The organism is Desulfitobacterium hafniense DCB-2 (assembly GCF_000021925.1).
Lineage (GTDB): Bacteria > Bacillota > Desulfitobacteriia > Desulfitobacteriales > Desulfitobacteriaceae > Desulfitobacterium > Desulfitobacterium hafniense.
The window spans coordinates 1,924,495-1,945,544 of sequence record NC_011830.1 but is presented as its reverse complement, the minus strand read 5'-3'; the positions used below and the strand labels follow the sequence as shown (position 1 = coordinate 1,945,544).

Genomic DNA, 21,050 nt, shown 5'->3' with positions numbered 1-21,050 from the left:
GTTATTTGAGCTCTTTCACCTTCTGTCACGCCTAGCCGGTGAGAAGCAAGCATATCTTATATTGTGAACCATAAGAGGGCTCGTAAGATTCGAATCCAGATTCGAATCTTACGAGCCCTCTTATACAGCCCGCCCTCTTGGAATTTCAAAGTTCATTCTTTTTTAAGATGCTGGCGAAATTCCGAGGGGGAAACCCCGGTTTGCTTTTTAAAGGCTTTACTAAAATAGAGATTATCGGAAAAGCCCACGCATTCGGCCACCTGTTTCACCGAAGAACAGGTTTGCAGCAGATCTTTGGCCCGTTGGATGCGCAGCTCGGCCAGAAATCTGGCCGGCGCTCCTTTTTCATATTTACCTGCCCTGTTCTCCCCTTCATCAGTGGTCATCTCCATCCTCATTGCTCCACAGGTTGACCAAATGAACCGCGCCGCGAAATCCGACCAAAGGCGGGTCATAAGGGTGCAGCCGCCATTTAGTGTCGGGATTGGCAATCTGCATGTCACCGTTGCGCCCCGCCCATTCCAGAGCTTCACCGCTGGCCATGAGCAGGCCTTTTTTATGCTCCCCGATCACCTGTGACCATTGGTCTTCCCCAAAATAAGGAATCTCTTCACTTCCCATCTCGGGACAATCACACCAGCAGGTTCCTTGGGGAAGGGAAAGCTCCTTACAGCCAAATTCCAGAATCCCTTTGACCACATCGGCATGCCCGCCCAGAGAGAGCATCGCTTCCTCCGGATGGGAGCGTGTGATGTGCCGGAAATGGGGGATCACCGGTGCCAGCTGGCTGCGGGCAGTTTGCCGCTCCTGGTTGAGGAAGGCTGCATCCACCGGGATTCCGGACAGTTGAGCGATCTGTTCCAGCCAGAGGCGGGTTCCCTCCAGGCCATAGGGACGCCCGAGCAGATAAGGTGTGCCGAAGCGCTTTTGCAGATGCCTGGCGGCGGGTTCCCCCTCCCGGCGCAGGACCAGGTTGATATGGGCGCTCCCCATGCTCTCGATCTCTTCCACAGAGGTATGGGAAGTCATCACGCAAACCGCTTTCATACCGAAGGCTCCCTCCATCAGGCGGAGGATCTCCCCGGCATCAGCCTGGAAGCGGAACAAATCGGCACAGGAGCCGATGATATTAAAGGTAGGCCGCTCTGTTTTTTCGATGGTTACCGGCAAGGTTTTGGCCAGGAGAAGCAGAGCTTCCTGGATGCCCCGATGCTGATTGACCGCAAAGCCGCCATAACCGAAAGGCAGTAAACGGACATCAGGGTAATCCCCCTGCAGTTCCTCGCAGAGGGCCGGAAGATCCGTCCCGATGACCTCGGGAATAGCGGAGGGCAGCAGAAAAATCACCCGGGGCCGATCCTGCTTTAAGACATGATCGAGGGTATGGTTGAGCCGGCCTGTTCCTCCCAGAGCAATATCCGCCTCGTCGATATGGGTGGAGTAAAGTTTGCAGCCGTCGTGAACCCCGGCCCGTTTCAAGGTGACACCGCTGTAAAGCATATGCCCCATACAGCCGAATTCCACAAGAGCAGCACCCTTGATCGTGGCCAGGGTCCACAATGTGCCCATCCGCCCCGAGGGTACCGGTTTAAACCGATGCAGTCCCATAAGCCATTCCTCCTTGCTCCTTATTCTCCTTATTTTCCTTTGACTCCTTATTTTCCTTTTTCGCCGCTACCCCTAAAATCCTTGTCAATAAACTCCGCGTCCGCTCATAACCCACCTGTCCGTAATAATCCATCATATTGGCTACACAGGGAATCCTGATATCCGTATAGGACATATAGCCTATACATAAATCCGGATTCAGCTTTTGCAGAATAGGCAGCTCCGCCTCCTCATTGACCATCCGGCAGACCAGAGGGTCCTGCCCCCTGGCAATAAGTTGCCCGGCATGATCTTTATCCTCAGGATAATACTCCTCCAAATGGAGCAGCAGGGGTTCCATACCAAGGCCGGTCAGGTAAACTGACAGGGGAATAGGCAAGTCGACCCTGGGCGCGCAGACAAACCGCAGCCCGTCGAGCCTTTGTTGGGCCTGATTTTCCAGAGCCAGGGCCCGCCGGCGCTCTTCGGCAAAGGCATCCCCCCAGGACAGGCCGAAGCGTTGGGCGATGTCCTCATAGGCCTGGTCGATATCCTTTACTGCATAACGATGGTGCAGACTGACATAGGGAATTCCCAATTCCTCCTGCATCTGCACGGCAAGGGGCTGGGTATAAGGAGACAGCACCAGATTAAGCGCTGCATCCCCTGCGTTCTGCAGATCCTCCAGGGAGGCACCCGGTGCCAGATAACGCAGATTAATGCCCTGCCTGACCAGCTCAGGAAGCAGTGAGGGCTCAGGAATATGGTCCTCCTCCGGTGCCCGGCCCAGCACATTGATGCGCCTGAGATCCGTGGCTTTCTTTTCCATCAGCAACCCCAGAGCCTTCATGGTTTTCCAGGAGCCGGGGGGATGGCTGACATTCTTGAATTGACCCAGCATCACATAAGTAACCCGTGCCGACAGTTCCGGTTGAATTTCCTGAATGATTCCTTCCATATCCTCGCCGATTAACTCCGGAATACAGGTGGCGATGAGCAGAATCGCTCTGGCCCCTGCCTGATCCATCTTTTTCAGGGCATCCCGCAATCCTTCCCGGCAGCCAAACACCACCTCTTGATCACTGAGAGTATACAGCCAGTGCAATTCCCCCTGCCTGCCCTCCGGATGGGGGTTAAAGAGCCGGGAATGAGTGGCACACTCCTGAGTTCCCACCAGCAGAGAGGAAAGGCCTTGAATATCCTTGACAATCACGGAGGCGATCCGCATCGGACAGTGGGACCCGGGTGAAACGGCAGGGGTCAGGAATTTAATCCCCGTGCCGGATTTGACTGAGGACAGATGCTTTAAATGCTTTAATTCTTTCAAGTCTTTTAACTCTTTTAACTCTTTTAATTCCTTCATACCTTAGCAGCCCCCTCCAGCAGGTGTTTGGCCAAAGCCCTATAATGCCCGGCCATCTCCGAATCCGGGAAAGCCTCCACCACGGTTTTGCCCTGGGCTTCGGCCTGCTGCACCGCCGGATCCCGGGGCAGACGGTAAAGAACCGGCGCTCCAATCTCCGCCGCCGCCTTGTCCACCAGTTCCTGCTCTCCTGCAAAGTTTTTGGCATTGAGAATCAGCCCGCGCAGGGAAGCATAGCCCCGCTTGCCAAAGCTTTTGACGGCGTGGGAGATGTTGGCCGCCGCATACAGGGACATCATCTCACCGGAAGTGACGATACACACCTCATCGGCGTAGCCGCCCCGGATCGGCATGGCAAAACCGCCGCAGACCACATCGCCCAGGACATCATACAGAACCACATCAGGCCGGTAGATCGTATAAGCGTCCAGCTCCTCCAGCTTCTCAAAGGCCGTGATGATCCCCCGTCCGGCACACCCTACCCCCGGCACAGGTCCCCCCGCCTCCACACACAATACTCCGGTGCTGCTTTCCACTACCAGCTCCTCAAGGGTGGCGTCGCTTTGCTCCCGCAGGGTATCCAAAACGGTGGGGATATTTTTCCCGCCGGTCAAATTACGGGTGGAATCAGCTTTCGGATCACAACCGATTTGCAGTACCTTCAGACCCATGGCCGCCATGGCTGCTGATACATTGGATACGGTGGTGGATTTGCCGATGCCGCCCTTGCCGTAGATTGCAATTTTTTTCATGTCAAAGTTCCTCCGGATACTTTCTTTTGCTGCTTCTGCTGATCGATCAGGTCATAGAAAACACAAGTAGGCCTCCCGGTCCGGGATTCCTTAATAATCATCGCCTCAATCTGGAAGGCTTCCCGCAATACCTCGACGGTCATTACTTCCTCCGGCGTTCCGTGACGGATGATTTTCCCGCCCCGGATGGCCACCATATAGTCGGCAAACCTGGCCGCCAGGTTCAGATCGTGGAGGACCATGACGATGGTGCAGCCCTGTTCCCGGTTGAGCTGGTAGAGCAGCTGCAACACTTCCAGCTGATAAGAGAGATCCAGATAGGTGGTAGGCTCATCGAGGAGGATCAGATCCGTCTGCTGGGCCAGGGCCATGGCGATCCAGACCCGTTGACGCTGGCCTCCGGAAAGATTATCCACGGCCGTCGTTTCCAATTCCGTCAGTTTGGTTACCTCCAGGGCCCAGGCGATGATCTTCTTATCCCCGGCCTTAAGCTTGCCCATGCCCCGCTGATGAGGAAAGCGCCCGTAGGCCACCAATTCACCTACCGTCAAACCGGCCGGAGCCTGGGGAGACTGGGGCAGAATCGCCATCTTCTGGGCCACTTCCTTGGTGGACAGGCGCCGGATATCCTCGCCGTTCAGATAGACCATGCCTCCCTTAGGCTTGAGGATGCGCCCCACAGCCTTCAAAACCGTTGATTTTCCGCAGCCGTTGGCTCCGATAATGGTGGTGATCTTTCCCTGGGGAATCTGCATATCCAGATTGTCCACCACCATTTTATCTTCATAGGCGATGGCCAGACACTCTGTGGCAATACTGTTCATCTACTTCAGCTCCTTTCATGCTGTTTTGCTTTTGGCCAGCAAGTAGAGAAAATAGGGTGCGCCGATCACGGCCACCACGATACCGGTAGGAATTTCCGCAGGCTGGACGATCACCCTGGCGATAGTATCCGCCACCGCCACCAGCACCCCTCCTACCAAAACACAGGCGGGAAGCAAAATGCTATGCTTCGGACCCACCAGCCGCCGGGCTAAATGGGGAGCGATCAATCCCACAAAACTGATGCTGCCGCTGACCGCCACTGAGGAAGCCGCCAAAGCAACGGCTGCAGCCAGGAGCTTGCGCCGTTCCTGTTCCACCGCCACCCCCAAACCGCAGGCCTCATCCTCACCCAGATTCAGCACATCCAGCACCCGGCTTTTCATCATGACATAAGGAATAAGCAGGAGCAGCCAGGGCAAAAGGGCCAGTACATAATTCCAGTTGGATCCCCAGATACTACCCGCCTGCCAGGTGGCGACAAAATCGAACTGGGTGTCGTCCAGCTTAACCACCAGAAGGGTGGTAAGAGCCGAAATTCCCGCCTGGACCGCCACACCGGTCAGGACCAGACGCATGGGCGCGATTCCTTCCCCTTTTTTGAAGGCCAGGATATAGACAAGAACCGCAGTAACCCCCGCTCCTATTAAGGATAAAAAGGGTAAAGTGAAGATGGACAGAAAGGACTGGGCACCAAAAAACATGACATAGAGAATGACCATCAGTCCCGCACCGGCATTGATCCCCAGGAGTCCGGGGTCCGCCAGTCCGTTCCTGGCAATACTCTGGATAATGCAGCCGGATAAAGCCAGCCCCCCGCCGATAAGCATCGAGATCACGATCCGGGGCAGCCGGAAGCTGAACAAAATCAGATTTTCCTTGCCCGTACCGCCCCCAAACAGGGTGCGCAGGGTATCCAGGGGAGTCAGCTTGGCATAACCCGAGTTCATACTGATCAGCAAAGAAAGAAGGAGCAGAGCCACACATCCGGCCAGGATCATCCGATGACGCCGGGCTACTTTCCTTTTGTACAGTTCGTTTTTTTGTTGTTGAATGTTCAGTTGAGTGTTCATTACAATGCCCTCTTTTGCCTGCGTGCGAGATAGAGAAAGAAAGGAACGCCGACCACAGCGATCAGAGCGCCGACGGGTGTCTCAAAGGGGGGATTAAGCCTCCTGGCCCCCAGATCCGCCAGCACCATGAGCAAAGCCCCCATGACCGCCGAAGAAGGAATGATCCAGCGATAATCCACACCTACCAAATAACGGACAATATGGGGAATGATCAGTCCCACAAAGCCCACGGCACCCACCACAGCAACGGAAGCCCCGGCCAGGATGACCACGATCAGAGAACAGAGCATACTGATGGTCAGGGTGTTCAAGCCCAATCCTTTGGCCACCTCTTCACCAAGGCTGAGCAGGGAGATGGAACGGGAAAGGATCATGGCCCCCAGCAGGGCGCCCAGGATCCATGGTGTCATGATCTTAATCTGAACCCAGTTGGAACCGGCCACCCCTCCCACCGTCCAAAACATAATATCCTGAGCTACGTCAAAATACAGAGCAATGCCCTGACTGAGGGCGATCAAAAGAGCGCTGACCGCGGCACCGGCCAGCACCAGCCGCATGGGAGTGGCTCCTCCCCGCCTCATAGAGGCGATACCGTTGACCAAAGCCGCCCCCAGAGCCGCGCCTAAAAAGGAAAAAAAGATAACCTGCATATACCCCATACCGGGAAAAAAAGCAAAGCAAAGAGACAGGGCAAAGCCGGCCCCGGCATTGAGCCCCAGCAGCCCGGAGTCCGCCAAAGGATTGCGGGTTATCCCCTGCATAATGGCTCCGGCCACAGCAAAGGCCGCCCCGACCATGGCACTGGCGATGACCCGGGGCAGACGGAGATCCACGATAATTAAATGCTGAGTATTCATAGAGTCAAAGCGGAACAAGACATCCCCGATCACGGAGAGGGGGATTTCCGCCGCTCCCTTGGTGATGGAAAAGGCCATCAGCAGTATAAGCAGTCCCGTTCCGCCCAGAATAATGAGGCTCCCCGCCCAGGTACGGCCTTTTTTCTTGTCCTGCCCTGCCTTAAGCAGTTGCGCTGACTCTTTGGTATGTTTCATTGACTGACAGCCCCCTTGTTGCTATGCACCGACCTGCGCCCTATGCAAATTGCTGTAGATGCCATTTTTCCGTAAAAGCTCCTCATGGCCCCCTTCTTCGGCAATACCCTCCTCCGTCAGGACCACGATCCGGTCGGCATGGCGAATGGTCGCCAGCCGGTGGGCAATGATCAGAGTGGTACGCCCCTGGGCCAGCTCCGCCAAAGCTTGCAGAATCGAAGACTCGGTCAGGGTATCCAGGGAGGACGTGGCTTCGTCCAGGATGAGAATGGGCGGATTTTTCAGGAACATGCGGGCAATGGCGATGCGCTGCCTCTGTCCTCCGGAAAGCTTTACCCCCCGTTCTCCGATCAAGGTATCCATGCCCTCAGGCTGTTCCCGGATGAAATCGTCCAGCTGGGCCCGGCGGGCCGCTTCCCATAGTTCTTCTTCTGTGGCACCAAGCTTGCCGAAGCGGATGTTCTCCCCAATGCTGCCGGAGAAAAGGAAAACATCCTGCTGCACCACCCCGATCTGCTGCCTTAAAGAAGCCAGCTTAAGCTTGCGGATATCCATCCCGTCAATGGTGATGCGCCCTTCATCCGCTTCATAGAAGCGCAAAAGCAGACTGCATAAGGTGGTTTTACCGGCACCCGATGTCCCTACGAAAGCCACCGTTTCACCGGCCCGGACAGACAGATCGATAGTGTTCAGGACCGTGCTGTCCTCACGATAACCAAAGCTCACCTGCTCATAGCGGATATCCCCCCGCAAGGAGGATACTTCCACCGCATCCGGAGCATCCTTGATCTCCGGCTCCGTATCGATAATTTCCACAAAGTTCTTAAAACCTGCCATCCCATTGGGAAAGCGGACGGAGAAAGCCGCCAGCATGCGGATGGGCATGACCATCACATTGGCAATGAGAATGAAGCTGAACAGTTCACCGCCGGTCATCCTGCCATTCAAAGTAAACCAGCTCCCCCCCAACAGAGCCAGCACCGGCAGCAGACTGATAAACATATAGGTAACGGCTTCGTTTTGAGCGACATTCTTGAACCCGTCAATTTTGGCTTCACAAAAACGTTGATTGTCCGACACAAACAGCCTTTTTTGATGGTCTTCGTTAGCAAAAGCCTGCACCACCCGGATGCCGCCGATACCATCCTCCAGCCTTGACAAAAAACCGCCGACAGCGCCGAACATGCGCTTTCTGGTCACTACCAGCCGGCGCATAAAATGCATATTGATCGCCAGCAGGATCATCACAAACAGGCTCAGAGGCAGGGCCAGCTGCCAGTTGGCGTGAAACATCATCACCATGGCACCGGCCAGGGTAAAGGTGGAGATCAAGAAATGCTCCGGTCCATAATGGGCCATATTGCCGATATCCATGAGGTCGTTGGTAATCCGGGAGGCCAGTTGGCCCTGCTTATGATTATCAAAAAAGCGAAAGGACAGCTTTTGCAGATGAGTGTAAATCTCAATCCGCATATCCGTCTCGATGTAGAGCCCCAGTTTTTCTCCCCAATACCCTACCACAAATTTCAGCACTGTATTCACGATATAGATCAACCCGAGCAGGATACAGGCCCCCAAAATCAGCTTCCACTCTCCCCTGGGCAGGAGGGTATCGACAATATGTTGGACCGTAAAAGGAAAAAACAATTCCAGCAAGGCGGCCGCTACAGCACAGGAGACATCCAGGAGAAACAGTCCCTTGTAGGGGCTGTAGTACCGCAGAAACCGTCTGATCATCATGATTGATTTGCCCCTTTTTTCGTCAATAGTTGAAGGTTTCAGCAAAGAGAAACCGAGCGTTGGCCGTCCGAACAGGCAACGCCCGGTAAATTTTCTACTTGCTTGTCAGCTCTTCAACAAGGGCGCGAATCCCGATTTCCATGCCCAGAGGTCCGCCGGAAAAGGAGGAGCGATCGACAGAAATCACCTGCCCCGCTTTCACTGCAGTCAAGGACTGCCATACGGAGCTGTTGGCATTTAAATCAGCCAGTTTATCTTCATCCACGGTATTGGTTATTTCGTCATAGAGGATGATAAAGTCAGGATTCAAATCCGCCAGGCTCTCCAGGGATAATTGCCCCGGTTTTTCATAAGGGCTTTTCAGGCCGATGCCTTTTTCCGGGTTAAAGGCAAAATCCGGCATCCAGGAATAGATATCCTTTTCCTGAAGTCTGATGAAGACAAAGGTTTTATCCTGATAAGGAGCAAGCTTGACTTTGGCATCCGTCAGCAAGCCCTCTAATCTGGCAATTTCAGCCTCAGCTTTTGCTTCTTCACCCAACATCATGCCATACTCTCTGATCACCCCCTGCCAGGTGGACCAATTCTCACCATAGCCGGGGATCGGTCCGCCGGCCACGGCTATGACGGGGGCTATTTTTTTCAGGTCTTCCACAATAGCGCCCTGGGTGCTGTCAATATAGAGGATGACATCCGGGTTGACTTCCACCAATTTCTCCAGATTGGGGGCTTTCGTGGCCCCTACATCGATAATTTCAAACTTCTCCGCATAAGGGATCAGCGACCCCCACCCTTTGTAAACCGTCTCCGTATCCGTAGCCGCCACAGGAATCTGGCCTAAAGCCACAATGGCTTCGTAATTATGAAAATTGAGCAGAGCAATGCGCTCCGGCTTCTTATCCAAAACGATTTCATTGCCCACGGCGTCCACATAGGTCCTGGGCCAGGCTGCTTCCTCCCCTGTCCCCGGCGTGTTTTCCGACGGAACCTCAGCATTAGTGTTGGCCGGCGCTCCGCCGCAGCCTGTAAGCAGTCCCAGCATCAGTGAGATGGACACTATCAGTACCCTTAGTTTTTTCATGATCATACCCCTCCAATAGCGTTCGAGTTAGTTGTAGCTAACTCATCAGTGTCAGTATAGCAAGGGATACTTTAAATTGAAATGGACTAAAATTCAAAACCCCATGGATTTTTGCTGACTCTGCTCCTGCCTGGCTAAGCTAACTTATAGGGCAAAGCCCTCCCGGTATTCCGACGGCGAAACCCCCGTGTATTTCTTAAACGCTTTGCTGAAATAAAGACTGTCCGTATAGCCGACCCATTCCGCCACCTGTTTCACAGAACAGCCTGGAGAGCCCAACAGCTCTTTGGCTTTGCTGATCCGGCATTCGATTAAGTAATGGATGGGACTCATTCCCGTATGACGTTTGAATAAATAGGAAAACTGCCGCCTTTCGACGCTAAACTCATCAGCCACTTTTTGCACGGTCAGTTCATCGGCATAGTTCAAGCGGATATATCCCATGGCCTCTTCGATCAGCTTGCTGTTCTCTTGGCCAGGCTGCCCGCAGGCTGCTGTGAATATTTCCTGCAATAAGGAAAGGAAAAGGACTTTGGTCTGGAACTTCGCCGCCGCGCCAGGTATGCTTTGGATGTCGAGAATCTGCCGTACCAGATGGGGAACTTTGGCGCTGCGGCCATGAGCCAGTGAAAAATCCTTGTGAAACAAAGGATATTCATCCCTCTCATGCTGGGGAATATGGTAGTGAATCACAGCATACTCCCATTCCCGGTCACCGATGACTTCCTTGCTCAGCCGCATGCCGGGACCGGCATGAACGACCATCCCCGGCTCTATAACATAAGGCTTGCCGTCGAAGGTAAAACAAGCGCTGCCGCTGAAAGGAATAACCAATCCTCCCCCAGCCGGATTGGTATGCCGGTCGAGGACTTTCAACTGGGGGGATACCCTCTCCCCAAAGGCTCCCACAAAAGAGACATCCGCTTTGGCATAATAGTCGATAATTTCATTAAGGCTGATTTCCAAGGCTTTTTCCTCCAAGGGGCTTATTATTTTAGCAGCAACCGCTTTTTCTGCGTATGATAATCATTATCATTTAAATTAAAATATACTACACCCTTGTGGGGATGTCAAGGATGCTAAGTCTTTTTTGTGGATTACTTCCACCCACCTGTGCAATTGAAAACGGCTGCATTTTTTTCGTAATGCAACCGCTTATTTGGGAATTTACTGTCTCCAATTTTCCGACCTGTATTTTCATCCATTTTCCTTGAAAACTATTACCTGGCTAAGGGTTTCTTTTCCAGTGCCTAACTTCCCCGGTAATGGCATCAATATAGCGAATTGGAGTTCTTGATTTAACATCACATAGTCGGTAAACAAGAGTATCTGACTCTTCTTCGCCATAGTTATGATCCCATTTCAACTCAAAATCCAAATGACTCATAAATATTTCCTTGGCTCTCTCTTCTGTCAGTGCCGGTTTTATCGGCAACTGCCGCAACTGTTCACTATCAAAATCAGGTCCGTTGTAATAATCAACCAGCCCTGTGGTACGGTTGACAGTAACTGTGACTATGGAGTCTACAGGTATGCCATGACCATTGTGAGCTGTGAAAACGAACGCTTCCTTTATATCATCATCTATATCATCATCCCAATTTTCCTGTTCCTCATTTTCATCTCCAGCTTTGGGTACCGTTAGTTGAAGGAAGCCGAAATACTCCGGGATCACCCATTCTAAAAACTCAATGGCAATGGTATAGCATTCTTCGCGGGTCAGCTGCCTATCACCCTTCCGCTCCATAAACCAGATAAAGCTCCTCACTTTTCCAGAACGTTTGGAAACAAAAGCCTTAACCGTATCTTCTGTTTGCCGCCTGAAAAAGCCGTCCATGGACAAATCCTTTTCCATCACCTGCCAATTACGATCCCGCCAGACAATGCCCCTCTCTTTCCCCATATCCACTTCACGGATCATCTCAAGGTTTTCCGTAATACCCACCACTTCTGCAATTCCTAAGTCTCGGCGAACCTTCTTTAATGAGAAGGTTGGCAGGGGAACATAGGTTTCGCCTTCGCCTTCCCCTTCATCACTGCTCATTTTTGTTTCCGGACATAAATTAGCTGCTCGATATTTCCGGAAAACGGCATTTGGTTCATATACCAAATAAAGACCGCCTTGTTCCACATCATGGACTTCACTATGCAATGAATGAATCTTGAGTCGGAATTGAAGAGTATGGCCTATGTGTTCCTTCAATTTTTCTTTAGATATTAGGGTAGAAGGTATTTCCGGAATTCTCCTTACTCCTTTATAGGAAGAGGAAAAGGTTACAACCTCTCCTAATGGGTCGATATCCATATAGCACCCGGCATGCTCTAAAGGTAAGCCCATCACGATTTGTTCGTAATAGAAACGATCAGCATGGGACAGTTTTTTTGTTTTAGAGAAGGTTAAATCTTTCCAAGCATCCGGGTAATGAGTACATAAAAATTGCTCCGCACATTTTCTTTTTTCAACTTCATCCATGGCTATGGCAGCGGGTTCTTTCTCTTGCCGATCAATGGATAAATAGGTTAAGTTCCCTTGAGCATCAAGGTGAACAGAGATCGCCTCATCCCGCTTTTGACCGGTCCATAAAAAAATGGCTTCTCCTTCTGCGTTTTCGCTTTCAAGATAATCCTCAATAGTCAGCTCATAATCGTCAGGAATCTTTACTACTGAATTTGCGATTCTTAATAATTCCTTTTTCGGCAAACTTGTCACTCCTCTGTTATCTGACCTAGGAGGCCCCTATATTCAAAGGCCGCCAAGGATGGCGGCCCCTTTTACTACAGCTTTGTTGTAAATTCCTCTAAAGTAATTCCTGCCTGCTCAAGTATGCTCTGGAGCGTGCCTTGCAACATACCAATCGTCATCTTTCTGAACAATGACAGTCACTTTATAAGTCATACTTATCTCACTCTCCATATAGGATTCTAACCTTATTCTACCATAAACTCAGAGTATAATGTCATCTTATAAGACCTCTCTGAAAATGTTCCCGTACAAAATGAAGTGCATGGATGCGCTTCCCCCTGCGTCCTATGTCATAATGAAGTAAACTGCGAACGCCGTTAACAGAGATGGTAAACCCAGTAAAAAAAGCTTTGTTGATATACTCATTCTTTTTCTAAAGTCATCTTCACCGGAATAATTACCTCTCATTCTATCTCCGCTAACAAATACTCCGGCAAATAGGGCCGAAATCGCCGTCGGAATTAAGCCAATAATTAATAACGCATTTACTGTATTTTCCGGATTCCCAACCAACCACGAAATTATTAGTGTCGCTAAACTTACGATAATTCCAATTCCCAAAAACTTTATTTCCCATCCCTCCTTCGCCAATAGATATAAGAAAAATATTCTGCAATAATTCAATCCTTAACATATTGAATTAGATTTAATGACTCAATTTTGATATTAATTGGAGAGTCCAATAGCTCCCCTGTTTTAAGATAAATACTAAATGTCTCACCCGCCCCTATTCCTGCTACTGAGCCAAAATCCTCCTCCAGTAACTTATGGTCATTATCATATCCAGTAACTCTGCCTATTGTTGGCGTAAATCCTCGCTCACTGACTGAATAACAACTTACATAGCTTCCGCCTTTTGTGTTGAAATTCTGCTTAATCTCGAAGCTGGCTATAATATGACCTCCATCGCTGTTTCTATCATAATGATTAAAGATAGATGTAAGGTAAATAGAGGAGCTATAATCCTGGTAAACCAGGTGATTTATTTGTTTGGTTTCATTCTCATCCATTTCAGGAATCCATGCAGGCTGAAATACAAAATTTACGTCAATAACCGGGTCTTGTTGAGTAATTTCAAATCCTTTCTGAAAAGGTATCCGTTTGCTTAAAGCCTCTTGAGAATATAGATTATTCCAGACAAAAAATACTGCTAGAACTGCAATTATAATAAGAACCATCCATCTATACCGCTTCATGATTTCCCTCCTTAAGCAAATATATATAAATTCCGACTGCTGTTAGCCGAAGTCTAACCTTTCATCTACCCTTTAACATCTATCTGCCCATCTAAACGGATCGTAACCTGGTTTATACCAACCTTTTCATTTAATTTTGCTTGGGAACCCAGGCAATTAATTAATTGCTGTTCTGCATACCGCCTGACTCCCTCTGGCACATTTGAGTTTGAGATAACTGCACTTGCACGCACAATAGCTTCAATGTTTCGAGCAGATTGTCCAATTTGTTCATTAAGAAATATTTGTCTGGCTCTTTCTTCTCTCTCCCCGGCATAAACCAAATCAATCAATGCCCCTACCACGCCTTTAGCATCTACTTGGAAAGGTGATTGCTCGGTAAACGAAGTTATTCTTACTGCCTCAGGATAAGTAAAATCATAGAGGGGGATCTTCCGGTTTCCATTATTATAAAAAACCACTGGTCTTTTATAGCTGGAAATGACCTTCCAAAAACTATCAGGAGATTTTTCATTATCAGCCATAACTACATAATCCCTAAAAGAGCTGTCCAATAAAGACTCAGATGGAAAAATCTCTGCGGAACTTGCTGCTACTGAAAAACGATAATTTTCTATACCTCTGGCCGAAAGCTCGCAAATTCTTTGTACGGTAGTCAATTTCATGTGATTCAAACATGTTTGTTCAAGGTAATGAATAATTCCCCAAACCGGAACCCCTTCCTTACCTAAACAACTCACACTACCAATTTGTATTTCTTCAAACTCCGGATAATCTTCCATCTATTATTCTCCTCTTAAAAATTCTATATCTTTTGATTTCGCTAAGGTTTTCATTAATATAGTTTCTTAAATCATAGAAGCTTCTCCTTCTTTTTGTTGTAAAATAGTTACAAGTTCCTTGCCGGAATCCCAAGCGCTCATGATTCGACAATTTTCCTGCGTGTACAATGCATAGGTTTAAATAACCATTCTGCGATCTTAAAAGGCGCCGGGGAGGATATTAACATGTGCACAGCGATCACGTTACAGTCCCAACAGATGGAGAATTTTTTCGGGCGAACCATGGACTTTTCTTATTGGATTGAACCACAGCTCTATGTAGTACCCAAAAATTATGTATGGACTAATATTTTAAACAACCATAGGTTTTATAATTATTACAGCTTCATCGGCATCGGCCAGGAAAGCGATGGTGCACTGGGGTTTTTCGATGGTGTCAATGAAAAAGGCTTTGCCGCTGCAGCACTCTATTTTACCGATTATGCCCAATACGCCATGCCTATGATCCATTTGGGAAAGAAGCCTGTTGCCTCTTTGGATTTTCTTCATTATATTTTGGGAAGATGTGGATCTATCGAAGAATTAAATATAATCCTGCAGAACCTCTCTCTCATTGGTCTGCCCGATCCTATAACACAGACTGTTGCCCCCTTGCATTGGCTTGCCACAGATAGAAGCGGGCAATGCCAGTGAGACCTACTGGGGAAACATTCAGTTAAAGCCCTTCGGTCAGGGAGCAGGAACCCGGTTGCTGCCGGGAGGTTATACCTCCCCGGAACGATTCGTAAAAACTGCCTATCAAAAAACACATATACCACTGCCAAAGAACAGAATAGAAGCAGTAATGGCCGTCTTCCACCTTATGGAAAGCGTTTCTATTCCCAAAGGAGTCATTATCACCGAGCGCAATACTTACGACTATACCCAGTATGCAGCTTTAATGAATACACATACTTGAGAATACTTCTTCAGGACGTATGACAACAGCCAGATTGCAACGGCAAGCCTTTGGGATCGTTATGAATATAGTGTACGGCCAATCTGCCTGGGAAAACTGAACCGTCCGGTTGTGTTTGAGAAAGTGCCTAATCCATAGCTAAGCAGACACCACGGCAAAGCAGGATTAAAGTAAGCGGAGATTCCGCCTAACGTTTCAAGGGTTTGCGACGTCGGGGTATTACATTCATATTACTCCCCAATGTCGCAAACCCTCTGTTGTGAAGTCCCTGTTTCCTATTTAAGCTCATTTAACATTTGGATTATCAAAGGCTTCGTTCTAGGCAAATCACTCTTAATTATCTCCCAAACTATCTCTGAATCAACTCCGAAATATTCATGAATTAATATATTCCTCAATCCTATCATGCTTCTCCAAGAGATATCTGGATAATTACTGACTGTCTCTTCTGGGATACTCTTCGAAGCTTCTCCTATTACCTCTAAATTACGAATAACAGCATCGAACACTAAGCTATTCTTCGTAAAATCCTCATATGATAATTCCCCAACATACAGTTCTATCTTCTCCATGCAACCAATAATATCTTCTAAATACATAACATAATTTCTCTTGATCATTGGTATGATACCTCTCTCAGTATATTTTCCTTGATTTGAGGTTTAAGTGCATTAGGAGTTACTAAATCAACTTTTCGATTTAGAATTTCTTCTAAATAAAGCTTTAATTCTACAAATTGAAAACCTACTGGTCGCGTAAACTCAACTATTAAATCTATATCACTGTCTTCATTCTGCTCATTTCGAGCATAAGAACCGAACACACCTATTTTCTTAACAGAATATCGCTTTTCAAGTATCGGCTTATACTCTCTTAACCTTGCTTCAAGAGCATTCTTATCAAGCATAAATAATCACTTCCTCATTAAAAGAATTCTTCATGAAACTTGCTTTTCCTTCAAGCAAGACCCCCTCCCACTAATATTATATACATAAAATGGGATTTCATAATCATGGTCATATGGGCTGAGCTTGCCGTCTGCACGCTTGCGACGAGTTCAGGAGACATTCCTATTTGTTTGGTTACTTCCACTTGGAGATTAATTAACATCGCATTAGACGCTACGTTACTCCCGGTAAGAAAACCGCCGAGCCCGCCCATAACCGGCGAAAACACTATAAATGCGATCGTTGATAAGGTTACCGGAACCCATTGTTTTAAAGACAGCTGAACCGCTCTCTTGATAACATGCTTTTTAATTTTGAATAAAGCAATGGTTCCTGAAGATTGTTCCATATCGCCAAGGGAAATATCATTTTTTGTCGAATATAAGCATTAAGATTCCTTTTTCCGCCCCAGCCTCCTCTCCCTTTTGGGTGATTGTGATCACTTGCATTTAAATGGAGTTGTGGAGGTCTGTTTTTTCGCTGGCCAAAACGGAGCTCTCGTTGTACTGGAGTACCAGGCCTTTGAACTGGAGGATGTTATATGATTACAATTCAAGATGTCCTTAATGCTGATGTTTTTCAAAACTATAATGTTCTGGCCGGTGAAAACGGTCTCTTGCGGGAGGTCACAACGATCACCATCGCCGAAGTTCCGGATGCGGCCAAATGGTTAAGAGGAGGTGAACTTGTCTGTTCAACAGCCTTCTTTATCAGCAACACGGGCTTAGAACAAAGTGAATGGGTTGAAAGTCTAATCATCAATGGCGCATCCGCTTTAGCCATTAAAACCAGCCGCTTCCTTGGCGTACTGCCCAAAAGTATCATTGAATGCGCCAATAACCATAACTTTCCGATCATTGAACTGGATCATGAAGTTACATGGCCGGCAATCATTGAATCGTTTATGGATTATGTAACAAATCAACGGATAAAAATAATGCAGCTTATTGAAGACGTCCAAAGGGATTTAATCAATCTTGTTTTGGAAAACAACACCATACAGACCCTTGTGAATAAAATCTCCGAATTAGTAGGGAATACCATCATCATCGAGGATGCCAAACTCAACGTGATTGCCGTGAGCAATGTTGAAGGAGATATCCAGTCTAACCTCGACTCCCCTGTTTTTAAGGCAAGGATTAACGAACATTTCAGGCAAAACGTCTTGAAATCCAACTTTTATAAAGCCGTCAAAATGGGCGAAAAAAAAGAACATCTTGAAATCAATCTCACCATACCTCATTCAGAAAAAATAAGAAACTACATGTTTCCCATCTTTTCCAATAAAACAATTTACGGTTTTATTTCCTTGTTAGAGAGCCAGCAAATTTACTCATCCACCGATCTGATGGTATTAAAAAACTCATCAACTGCCATCGCCCTCCAATTAATGAAGCAGTACCTGAACCAGCAGACATACAGAAAAAAGAACCTGGCCCTTATTGAAGATATCATTCATGGACGGATTCATACCCAAATTGTCTTTGAATATGATTTTCTTAACATAAATTTAGCTAACCCTATGGTCGCTGTCCTCATGGACTATGCAGAACCTAATCTTGAAAACAATTATTTTTGGGAACGCTCTGAAGATCTCATCACCATGACGATCAGAAAACATCTCTATAAACACTTTAATCAAGTGATTATCGGCAATAATGGCTCATTATTTACTTTACTGGTCTCCTTTCAGCCGAATCAGATTGAGAAAGTAAATTCCCTGGTTAAAGAAGCTGTAGAACATGCCTTGGCAGAACTAGCGAAGCAATTTGGCGAGGATAAATTCAGCATCGGGATTGGCGGCGCTTATCCTCAGCCGGAACTGGTGGAAAAAAGCTTTAAAGAAGCCAAAACCGCTTTATCTGTAGCCAAGAAATGTAAGATCAGGCGGGGTAATGTGCTTCTTTTTGAAGAAATAGGTATTCATCGCATTATTTTTATGGTTCAGGATACCGCCAAAATAAGAGAGTTTTGTGACGATCTCCTCCTCGAACTAAAAAAATACGACGAAAAAAACAGCGATGTTCTCTTGGAAACCCTTCACGAATTCCTCTTGTGCGATTGCGTAGTGAAAGAGACAGCCAAGAAAATGTTCGTCCATCCCAACACGGTAACCTATCGCATCAAGAAAATAAAACAACTCCTTAAACATGACTTAGCTCTCCCGGAATTTAAAATGGCGTATTTATTCGCTTTAGAAGCCAATGATTTCCTGAAGGAATTATTTTAAGCTTTTTATTGAAAGAGCGGATGCCGCGCAGGCATCCGCTCTGAAGTTTCATATCGGCAGGAATTACTTCAGTCGTTTTTAACCAACCTTTCGTAATGACTTGGTTTCCGATCATAGACCAGGTGAGTACCGGGCACCACTGATTTCATGCGGGCATTGCAGAAATTGCAGTAAGCTCCCGTGGCATGAAGGGGCTTATTAAGCAATGTTGAGGCAATGATACTTCCCGATGGATCAACGATAAAACTTGCCCCATCTGCAGAATTGCCCAGAACGCCGGAATAAACGGCAATAATAAAAATCCGGTTCTCCGCCGCCCTGGTTCGGGCTAAGGGAACTGCCTTGGCCAAGGACATGCCATGCTGCCAAAGAACGGCATCAGCCCCTTTAAGCATCAAGCAACGGGCAGCTTCAGGCAACAGCATCTCTTGTTCGTGCAGAAAGCCTATTCTGCCCATGGGCAGATCTTTAACCACGGGGAATTGGTTTTCCGGGTTAGCAACGTCCTGTTGAGGAACCGAATCCGTTGTACGATAGCCTGCTAAGACTCCCTTGTTGGAGATTAAGCGGCTTTTTGTTTGCCCATCTGTGGAATCAGTCACAACAATAAATTGATTGTCTGCCAATAAACCTTGATAAGGTGCAACTTCTTCTTCACCCCTTGCCGTGGGCAAAACAATCAGATTCGGCTCCAGTTCCAAAAGGCGTTTAACATGGGTCATCCGGGCATCTTTTAAACCGCCGTCAGTGAGGGAACTGCTTACGGTGACGAATGGGGTTAAATCTTCGGGAATAACAGGCTCTGTCAAATAGCGATACATCGGCAGCTTTGCTGTTTCAGTGGTTAAAATACCGTACAAGTCCGGACACCTGGGGGGCAGTTCCTCATCGGCAGCACATTGAATCTCACCCTGGGCATCCGTAGGAATTTCTACCGATACGATCCCATTCTTATGGGAGGGGGCCTGGGCCACACAGGTTCCCTCCGGGCTATAAACAGCGGAACGGCCTGCATAGGTAACCGTATCTGCTTCCACGCCCCATTTATCGGACACTGCCAGCCACACTTTATTTTCACGAGCTCTGGTAGCCAGCATATAGTCGATTTGCGCATTACTTAGTTTTTCAATCTCCGGTCCGGATGCCGTAAGATTGGCCAGGTCAATAATCAGCTTAACCTTTTCCAGGGCCACGCTGCGGACCAATTCCGGCAAACGGGCATCTGCGCAGATGATGAGACCCACCTTGCCGAACTCCGTATCTGCTGTGACGACTTCTGCTCCTGGTTTAAACCATCTTCTGTCAAAATGCCAGAGATTGCTTTTGGATTTTCTGGCGATCTCCTCCCCTTGGGGGTTAAAAAGACTGGCCAGGTTTTCATTCTTATCGGCATAACCAAAAGCAATATAGGTATGGGTTGTCTGACAGATTTCCTTTATCTCAGCCAAAATCTTTTCCACTGCTTCTTCATACTCCGGCTTGTCAAGGGGAGCTAAAAAGTAAGCAGGATAAACGCTCTCCGGAACAATCAGCAAATCATGATGTTGAGACGCTTCAAGAATTGACTTTCTTATTTCAGCCCAAGCCTGATGAGAGTCTTGCCAGGCCTGAGCCTCAACTTGTAAACATGCTAATCTCATATGTTATTCACCCTTTACTTGGAAACATCCACATCTCATCCGTATTTATTTGTGTGTTATTTCCTTTCATCCGCTGCTTCTCTATGGATTCATCTTGCGATAAGGGAATTCTAACTGATTAAACTGCATCGCTTATTTGTCTTCCCCTCTAAAACTGCATCAATACCACGTCTTATGGATGCAACAGAGCGTTCGATCAAGTCCTCCTCTTCCGGCAGTAAATCGATGGGCAATATCTTTTCCACTCCCTGCCGCCCAATCACAGCGGGAACATTCAGCACCAGGTCTTGATAGCCCAGTTCACCTTCCAAGTGAACTATACAAGGCATGACCCGATGCTTATCCAGCAGGATAGACTCGATCATTTCTGTTAAGGCGGCAGCGGGAGCATAATAAGCACTGCCATTGCCTAATAAATTGACGATTTCCGAACCGGCCTGACGTGTCCGTTCCATAATTTTTTCAATTTCAGCTTCCGGCAATAGCTGCTGAATGGGTATACCATGGACAGAACAATAGCGTACCAGCGGTACCATATCGTCCCCATGAACCCCCAGAACAAATCCTGTTACATCTTCGGCAGATACCTTAAGCTCGCTGGCTACAAAATAGCGGAAACGCGCTGAATCAAGAACTCCCGATTGTCCAATAATCCTGTTCCGTTTAAACCCCGACTCTTTGAAAGCAACGTAGGTCATAATATCCACGGGATTGCTTAAAATGATCAGAGTACTATTGGGCGAATGTTGAACAACCTGCCGGACGACATGGGTGACGATTCCAGCATTGATATCGCATAGTTCGTTGCGCGACATTCCCGGCTTACGGGCGATACCGGCCGTGATCACCACAACATCCGAATCAAGTGTATCCTGATAATCTGAGGTACCCGTTACGCGGACACTGGAACGAGTCAAAGGACCGGCTTCCATGATATCCAGAGCTTTCCCTTTCGTCGGATTTTCGTTTGCCTGGGTATCCAGTAAAACAATATCTCCCAACCCTTTCATAGCCAGCATAAAAGCAGTTGTTGTACCTGTGAATCCGGATCCGATCACTGATATTTTTGCCATGAAACCGACCT

At 48.0% G+C, this 21,050-nt stretch carries 20 protein-coding genes and 1 pseudogene; 2 read left to right on the top strand and 19 right to left on the bottom strand.

Annotated features, from left to right (window positions below):
* Window positions 1–152 precede the first annotated feature (152 nt).
* From DHAF_RS09070 to DHAF_RS09005, 14 genes are all read right to left on the bottom strand, one after another.
* Window positions 153–392 carry a helix-turn-helix domain-containing protein gene (locus DHAF_RS09070; RefSeq protein WP_015943676.1) on the bottom strand — a complete coding sequence of 80 codons (240 nt, stop codon included), beginning with the start codon at window positions 390–392 and terminating at the stop codon, window positions 153–155.
* Window positions 376–1,608, bottom strand: a complete 1,233-nt coding sequence (locus DHAF_RS09065; protein WP_015943675.1) for a nitrogenase component 1 — start codon at window positions 1,606–1,608, stop codon at window positions 376–378. The genes DHAF_RS09070 and DHAF_RS09065 overlap by 17 nt, the downstream gene beginning before the upstream one ends.
* Entirely contained in the window at window positions 1,589–2,950 is a 1,362-nt protein-coding gene (locus tag DHAF_RS09060; RefSeq protein ID WP_015943674.1) for a nitrogenase component 1, read from the bottom strand. The genes DHAF_RS09065 and DHAF_RS09060 overlap by 20 nt, the downstream gene beginning before the upstream one ends.
* The gene (locus DHAF_RS09055; protein WP_015943673.1) at window positions 2,947–3,702 is read right to left on the bottom strand and encodes a nucleotide-binding protein; all 756 of its coding nucleotides are present in this window, start codon (window positions 3,700–3,702) and stop codon (window positions 2,947–2,949) included. Before DHAF_RS09055 ends, DHAF_RS09060 begins: the two co-directional genes overlap by 4 nt.
* Window positions 3,699–4,526, bottom strand: a complete 828-nt coding sequence (locus DHAF_RS09050) for an ABC transporter ATP-binding protein (RefSeq protein WP_015943672.1) — start codon at window positions 4,524–4,526, stop codon at window positions 3,699–3,701. Before DHAF_RS09050 ends, DHAF_RS09055 begins: the two co-directional genes overlap by 4 nt.
* A 15-nt stretch (window positions 4,527–4,541) precedes the next feature.
* The gene (locus DHAF_RS09045) at window positions 4,542–5,597 is read right to left on the bottom strand and encodes a FecCD family ABC transporter permease (RefSeq protein ID WP_015943671.1); all 1,056 of its coding nucleotides are present in this window, start codon (window positions 5,595–5,597) and stop codon (window positions 4,542–4,544) included.
* On the bottom strand, window positions 5,597–6,649 hold the full coding sequence (locus tag DHAF_RS09040; RefSeq protein WP_015943670.1) for a FecCD family ABC transporter permease: 1,053 nt from the start codon (window positions 6,647–6,649) through the stop codon (window positions 5,597–5,599). Before DHAF_RS09040 ends, DHAF_RS09045 begins: the two co-directional genes overlap by 1 nt.
* A gap of 21 nt (window positions 6,650–6,670) precedes the next feature.
* Window positions 6,671–8,389, bottom strand: a complete 1,719-nt coding sequence (locus tag DHAF_RS09035; protein ID WP_015943669.1) for an ABC transporter ATP-binding protein — start codon at window positions 8,387–8,389, stop codon at window positions 6,671–6,673.
* Between the two features lie 94 nt (window positions 8,390–8,483).
* Complete coding sequence (locus tag DHAF_RS09030) at window positions 8,484–9,470, bottom strand: ABC transporter substrate-binding protein (protein WP_015943668.1); 987 nt, start codon at window positions 9,468–9,470, stop codon at window positions 8,484–8,486.
* A 144-nt stretch (window positions 9,471–9,614) separates the two neighbouring features.
* Window positions 9,615–10,436, bottom strand: a complete 822-nt coding sequence (locus DHAF_RS09025; protein ID WP_015943667.1) for a helix-turn-helix domain-containing protein — start codon at window positions 10,434–10,436, stop codon at window positions 9,615–9,617.
* A gap of 262 nt (window positions 10,437–10,698) precedes the next feature.
* Window positions 10,699–12,171, bottom strand: coding sequence for a YcdB/YcdC domain-containing protein (locus DHAF_RS09020; RefSeq protein WP_015943666.1), 1,473 nt, complete (start codon window positions 12,169–12,171; stop codon window positions 10,699–10,701).
* Between the two features lie 327 nt (window positions 12,172–12,498).
* Complete coding sequence (locus tag DHAF_RS09015; protein WP_242659995.1) at window positions 12,499–12,726, bottom strand: DUF5316 family protein; 228 nt, start codon at window positions 12,724–12,726, stop codon at window positions 12,499–12,501.
* A 107-nt stretch (window positions 12,727–12,833) separates the two neighbouring features.
* Complete coding sequence (locus DHAF_RS09010; RefSeq protein WP_011461212.1) at window positions 12,834–13,409, bottom strand: hypothetical protein; 576 nt, start codon at window positions 13,407–13,409, stop codon at window positions 12,834–12,836.
* Window positions 13,410–13,474: 65 nt separating this feature from the next.
* Window positions 13,475–14,191 (bottom strand): BTB/POZ domain-containing protein, encoded by a 717-nt coding sequence (locus tag DHAF_RS09005; protein ID WP_015943665.1) that lies wholly within the window; start codon window positions 14,189–14,191, stop codon window positions 13,475–13,477.
* A 225-nt stretch (window positions 14,192–14,416) separates the two neighbouring features.
* Between DHAF_RS09005 and DHAF_RS26055 the strand changes: the two are divergent.
* Window positions 14,417–15,149: pseudogene (locus tag DHAF_RS26055) on the top strand (linear amide C-N hydrolase).
* A gap of 275 nt (window positions 15,150–15,424) precedes the next feature.
* Here DHAF_RS26055 and DHAF_RS08990 read toward each other — a convergent pair.
* From DHAF_RS08990 to DHAF_RS26580, 3 genes are read right to left on the bottom strand one after another with little or no spacing between them, the layout of a single operon-like run.
* Window positions 15,425–15,769, bottom strand: coding sequence for a HepT-like ribonuclease domain-containing protein (locus DHAF_RS08990; RefSeq protein ID WP_005809264.1), 345 nt, complete (start codon window positions 15,767–15,769; stop codon window positions 15,425–15,427).
* Complete coding sequence (locus tag DHAF_RS08985) at window positions 15,766–16,056, bottom strand: nucleotidyltransferase family protein (RefSeq protein WP_005809266.1); 291 nt, start codon at window positions 16,054–16,056, stop codon at window positions 15,766–15,768. The genes DHAF_RS08990 and DHAF_RS08985 overlap by 4 nt, the downstream gene beginning before the upstream one ends.
* A gap of 50 nt (window positions 16,057–16,106) precedes the next feature.
* Window positions 16,107–16,445: an L-lactate permease gene (locus DHAF_RS26580; RefSeq protein ID WP_005809268.1), complete on the bottom strand. Its 339-nt coding sequence runs from the start codon at window positions 16,443–16,445 to the stop codon at window positions 16,107–16,109.
* Window positions 16,446–16,637: 192 nt separating this feature from the next.
* Between DHAF_RS26580 and DHAF_RS08975 the strand changes: the two genes are divergently transcribed.
* A complete protein-coding gene (locus DHAF_RS08975) occupies window positions 16,638–18,326 on the top strand; it encodes a PucR family transcriptional regulator (RefSeq protein ID WP_005809269.1) in 1,689 nt (562 codons plus the stop codon).
* Between the two features lie 68 nt (window positions 18,327–18,394).
* Here DHAF_RS08975 and DHAF_RS08970 read toward each other — a convergent pair whose 3' ends face one another.
* Together DHAF_RS08970 and mdh are read right to left on the bottom strand one after the other, a co-directional pair.
* Complete coding sequence (locus DHAF_RS08970) at window positions 18,395–19,966, bottom strand: nitrilase-related carbon-nitrogen hydrolase (protein ID WP_011461217.1); 1,572 nt, start codon at window positions 19,964–19,966, stop codon at window positions 18,395–18,397.
* A gap of 110 nt (window positions 19,967–20,076) precedes the next feature.
* The gene (gene mdh / locus DHAF_RS08965) at window positions 20,077–21,039 is read right to left on the bottom strand and encodes a malate dehydrogenase (protein WP_011461218.1); all 963 of its coding nucleotides are present in this window, start codon (window positions 21,037–21,039) and stop codon (window positions 20,077–20,079) included.
* Window positions 21,040–21,050: the final 11 nt, after the last annotated feature.

Coding starts and splice junctions, on each gene's coding strand:
- DHAF_RS09070 (WP_015943676.1), bottom strand. CDS start 392: ATGGAGATGACCACTGATGAAGGGGAGAACAGGGCAGGTAAATATGAA.
- DHAF_RS09065 (WP_015943675.1), bottom strand. CDS start 1,608: ATGGGACTGCATCGGTTTAAACCGGTACCCTCGGGGCGGATGGGCACA.
- DHAF_RS09060 (WP_015943674.1), bottom strand. CDS start 2,950: ATGAAGGAATTAAAAGAGTTAAAAGAGTTAAAAGACTTGAAAGAATTA.
- DHAF_RS09055 (WP_015943673.1), bottom strand. CDS start 3,702: ATGAAAAAAATTGCAATCTACGGCAAGGGCGGCATCGGCAAATCCACC.
- DHAF_RS09050 (WP_015943672.1), bottom strand. CDS start 4,526: ATGAACAGTATTGCCACAGAGTGTCTGGCCATCGCCTATGAAGATAAA.
- DHAF_RS09045 (WP_015943671.1), bottom strand. CDS start 5,597: ATGAACACTCAACTGAACATTCAACAACAAAAAAACGAACTGTACAAA.
- DHAF_RS09040 (WP_015943670.1), bottom strand. CDS start 6,649: ATGAAACATACCAAAGAGTCAGCGCAACTGCTTAAGGCAGGGCAGGAC.
- DHAF_RS09035 (WP_015943669.1), bottom strand. CDS start 8,389: ATGATGATCAGACGGTTTCTGCGGTACTACAGCCCCTACAAGGGACTG.
- DHAF_RS09030 (WP_015943668.1), bottom strand. CDS start 9,470: ATGAAAAAACTAAGGGTACTGATAGTGTCCATCTCACTGATGCTGGGA.
- DHAF_RS09010 (WP_011461212.1), bottom strand. CDS start 13,409: ATGAAGCGGTATAGATGGATGGTTCTTATTATAATTGCAGTTCTAGCA.
- DHAF_RS09005 (WP_015943665.1), bottom strand. CDS start 14,191: ATGGAAGATTATCCGGAGTTTGAAGAAATACAAATTGGTAGTGTGAGT.
- DHAF_RS08990 (WP_005809264.1), bottom strand. CDS start 15,769: ATGATCAAGAGAAATTATGTTATGTATTTAGAAGATATTATTGGTTGC.
- DHAF_RS08985 (WP_005809266.1), bottom strand. CDS start 16,056: ATGCTTGATAAGAATGCTCTTGAAGCAAGGTTAAGAGAGTATAAGCCG.
- DHAF_RS26580 (WP_005809268.1), bottom strand. CDS start 16,445: ATGGAACAATCTTCAGGAACCATTGCTTTATTCAAAATTAAAAAGCAT.
- DHAF_RS08975 (WP_005809269.1), top strand. CDS start 16,638: ATGATTACAATTCAAGATGTCCTTAATGCTGATGTTTTTCAAAACTAT.
- DHAF_RS08970 (WP_011461217.1), bottom strand. CDS start 19,966: ATGAGATTAGCATGTTTACAAGTTGAGGCTCAGGCCTGGCAAGACTCT.
- mdh (WP_011461218.1), bottom strand. CDS start 21,039: ATGGCAAAAATATCAGTGATCGGATCCGGATTCACAGGTACAACAACT.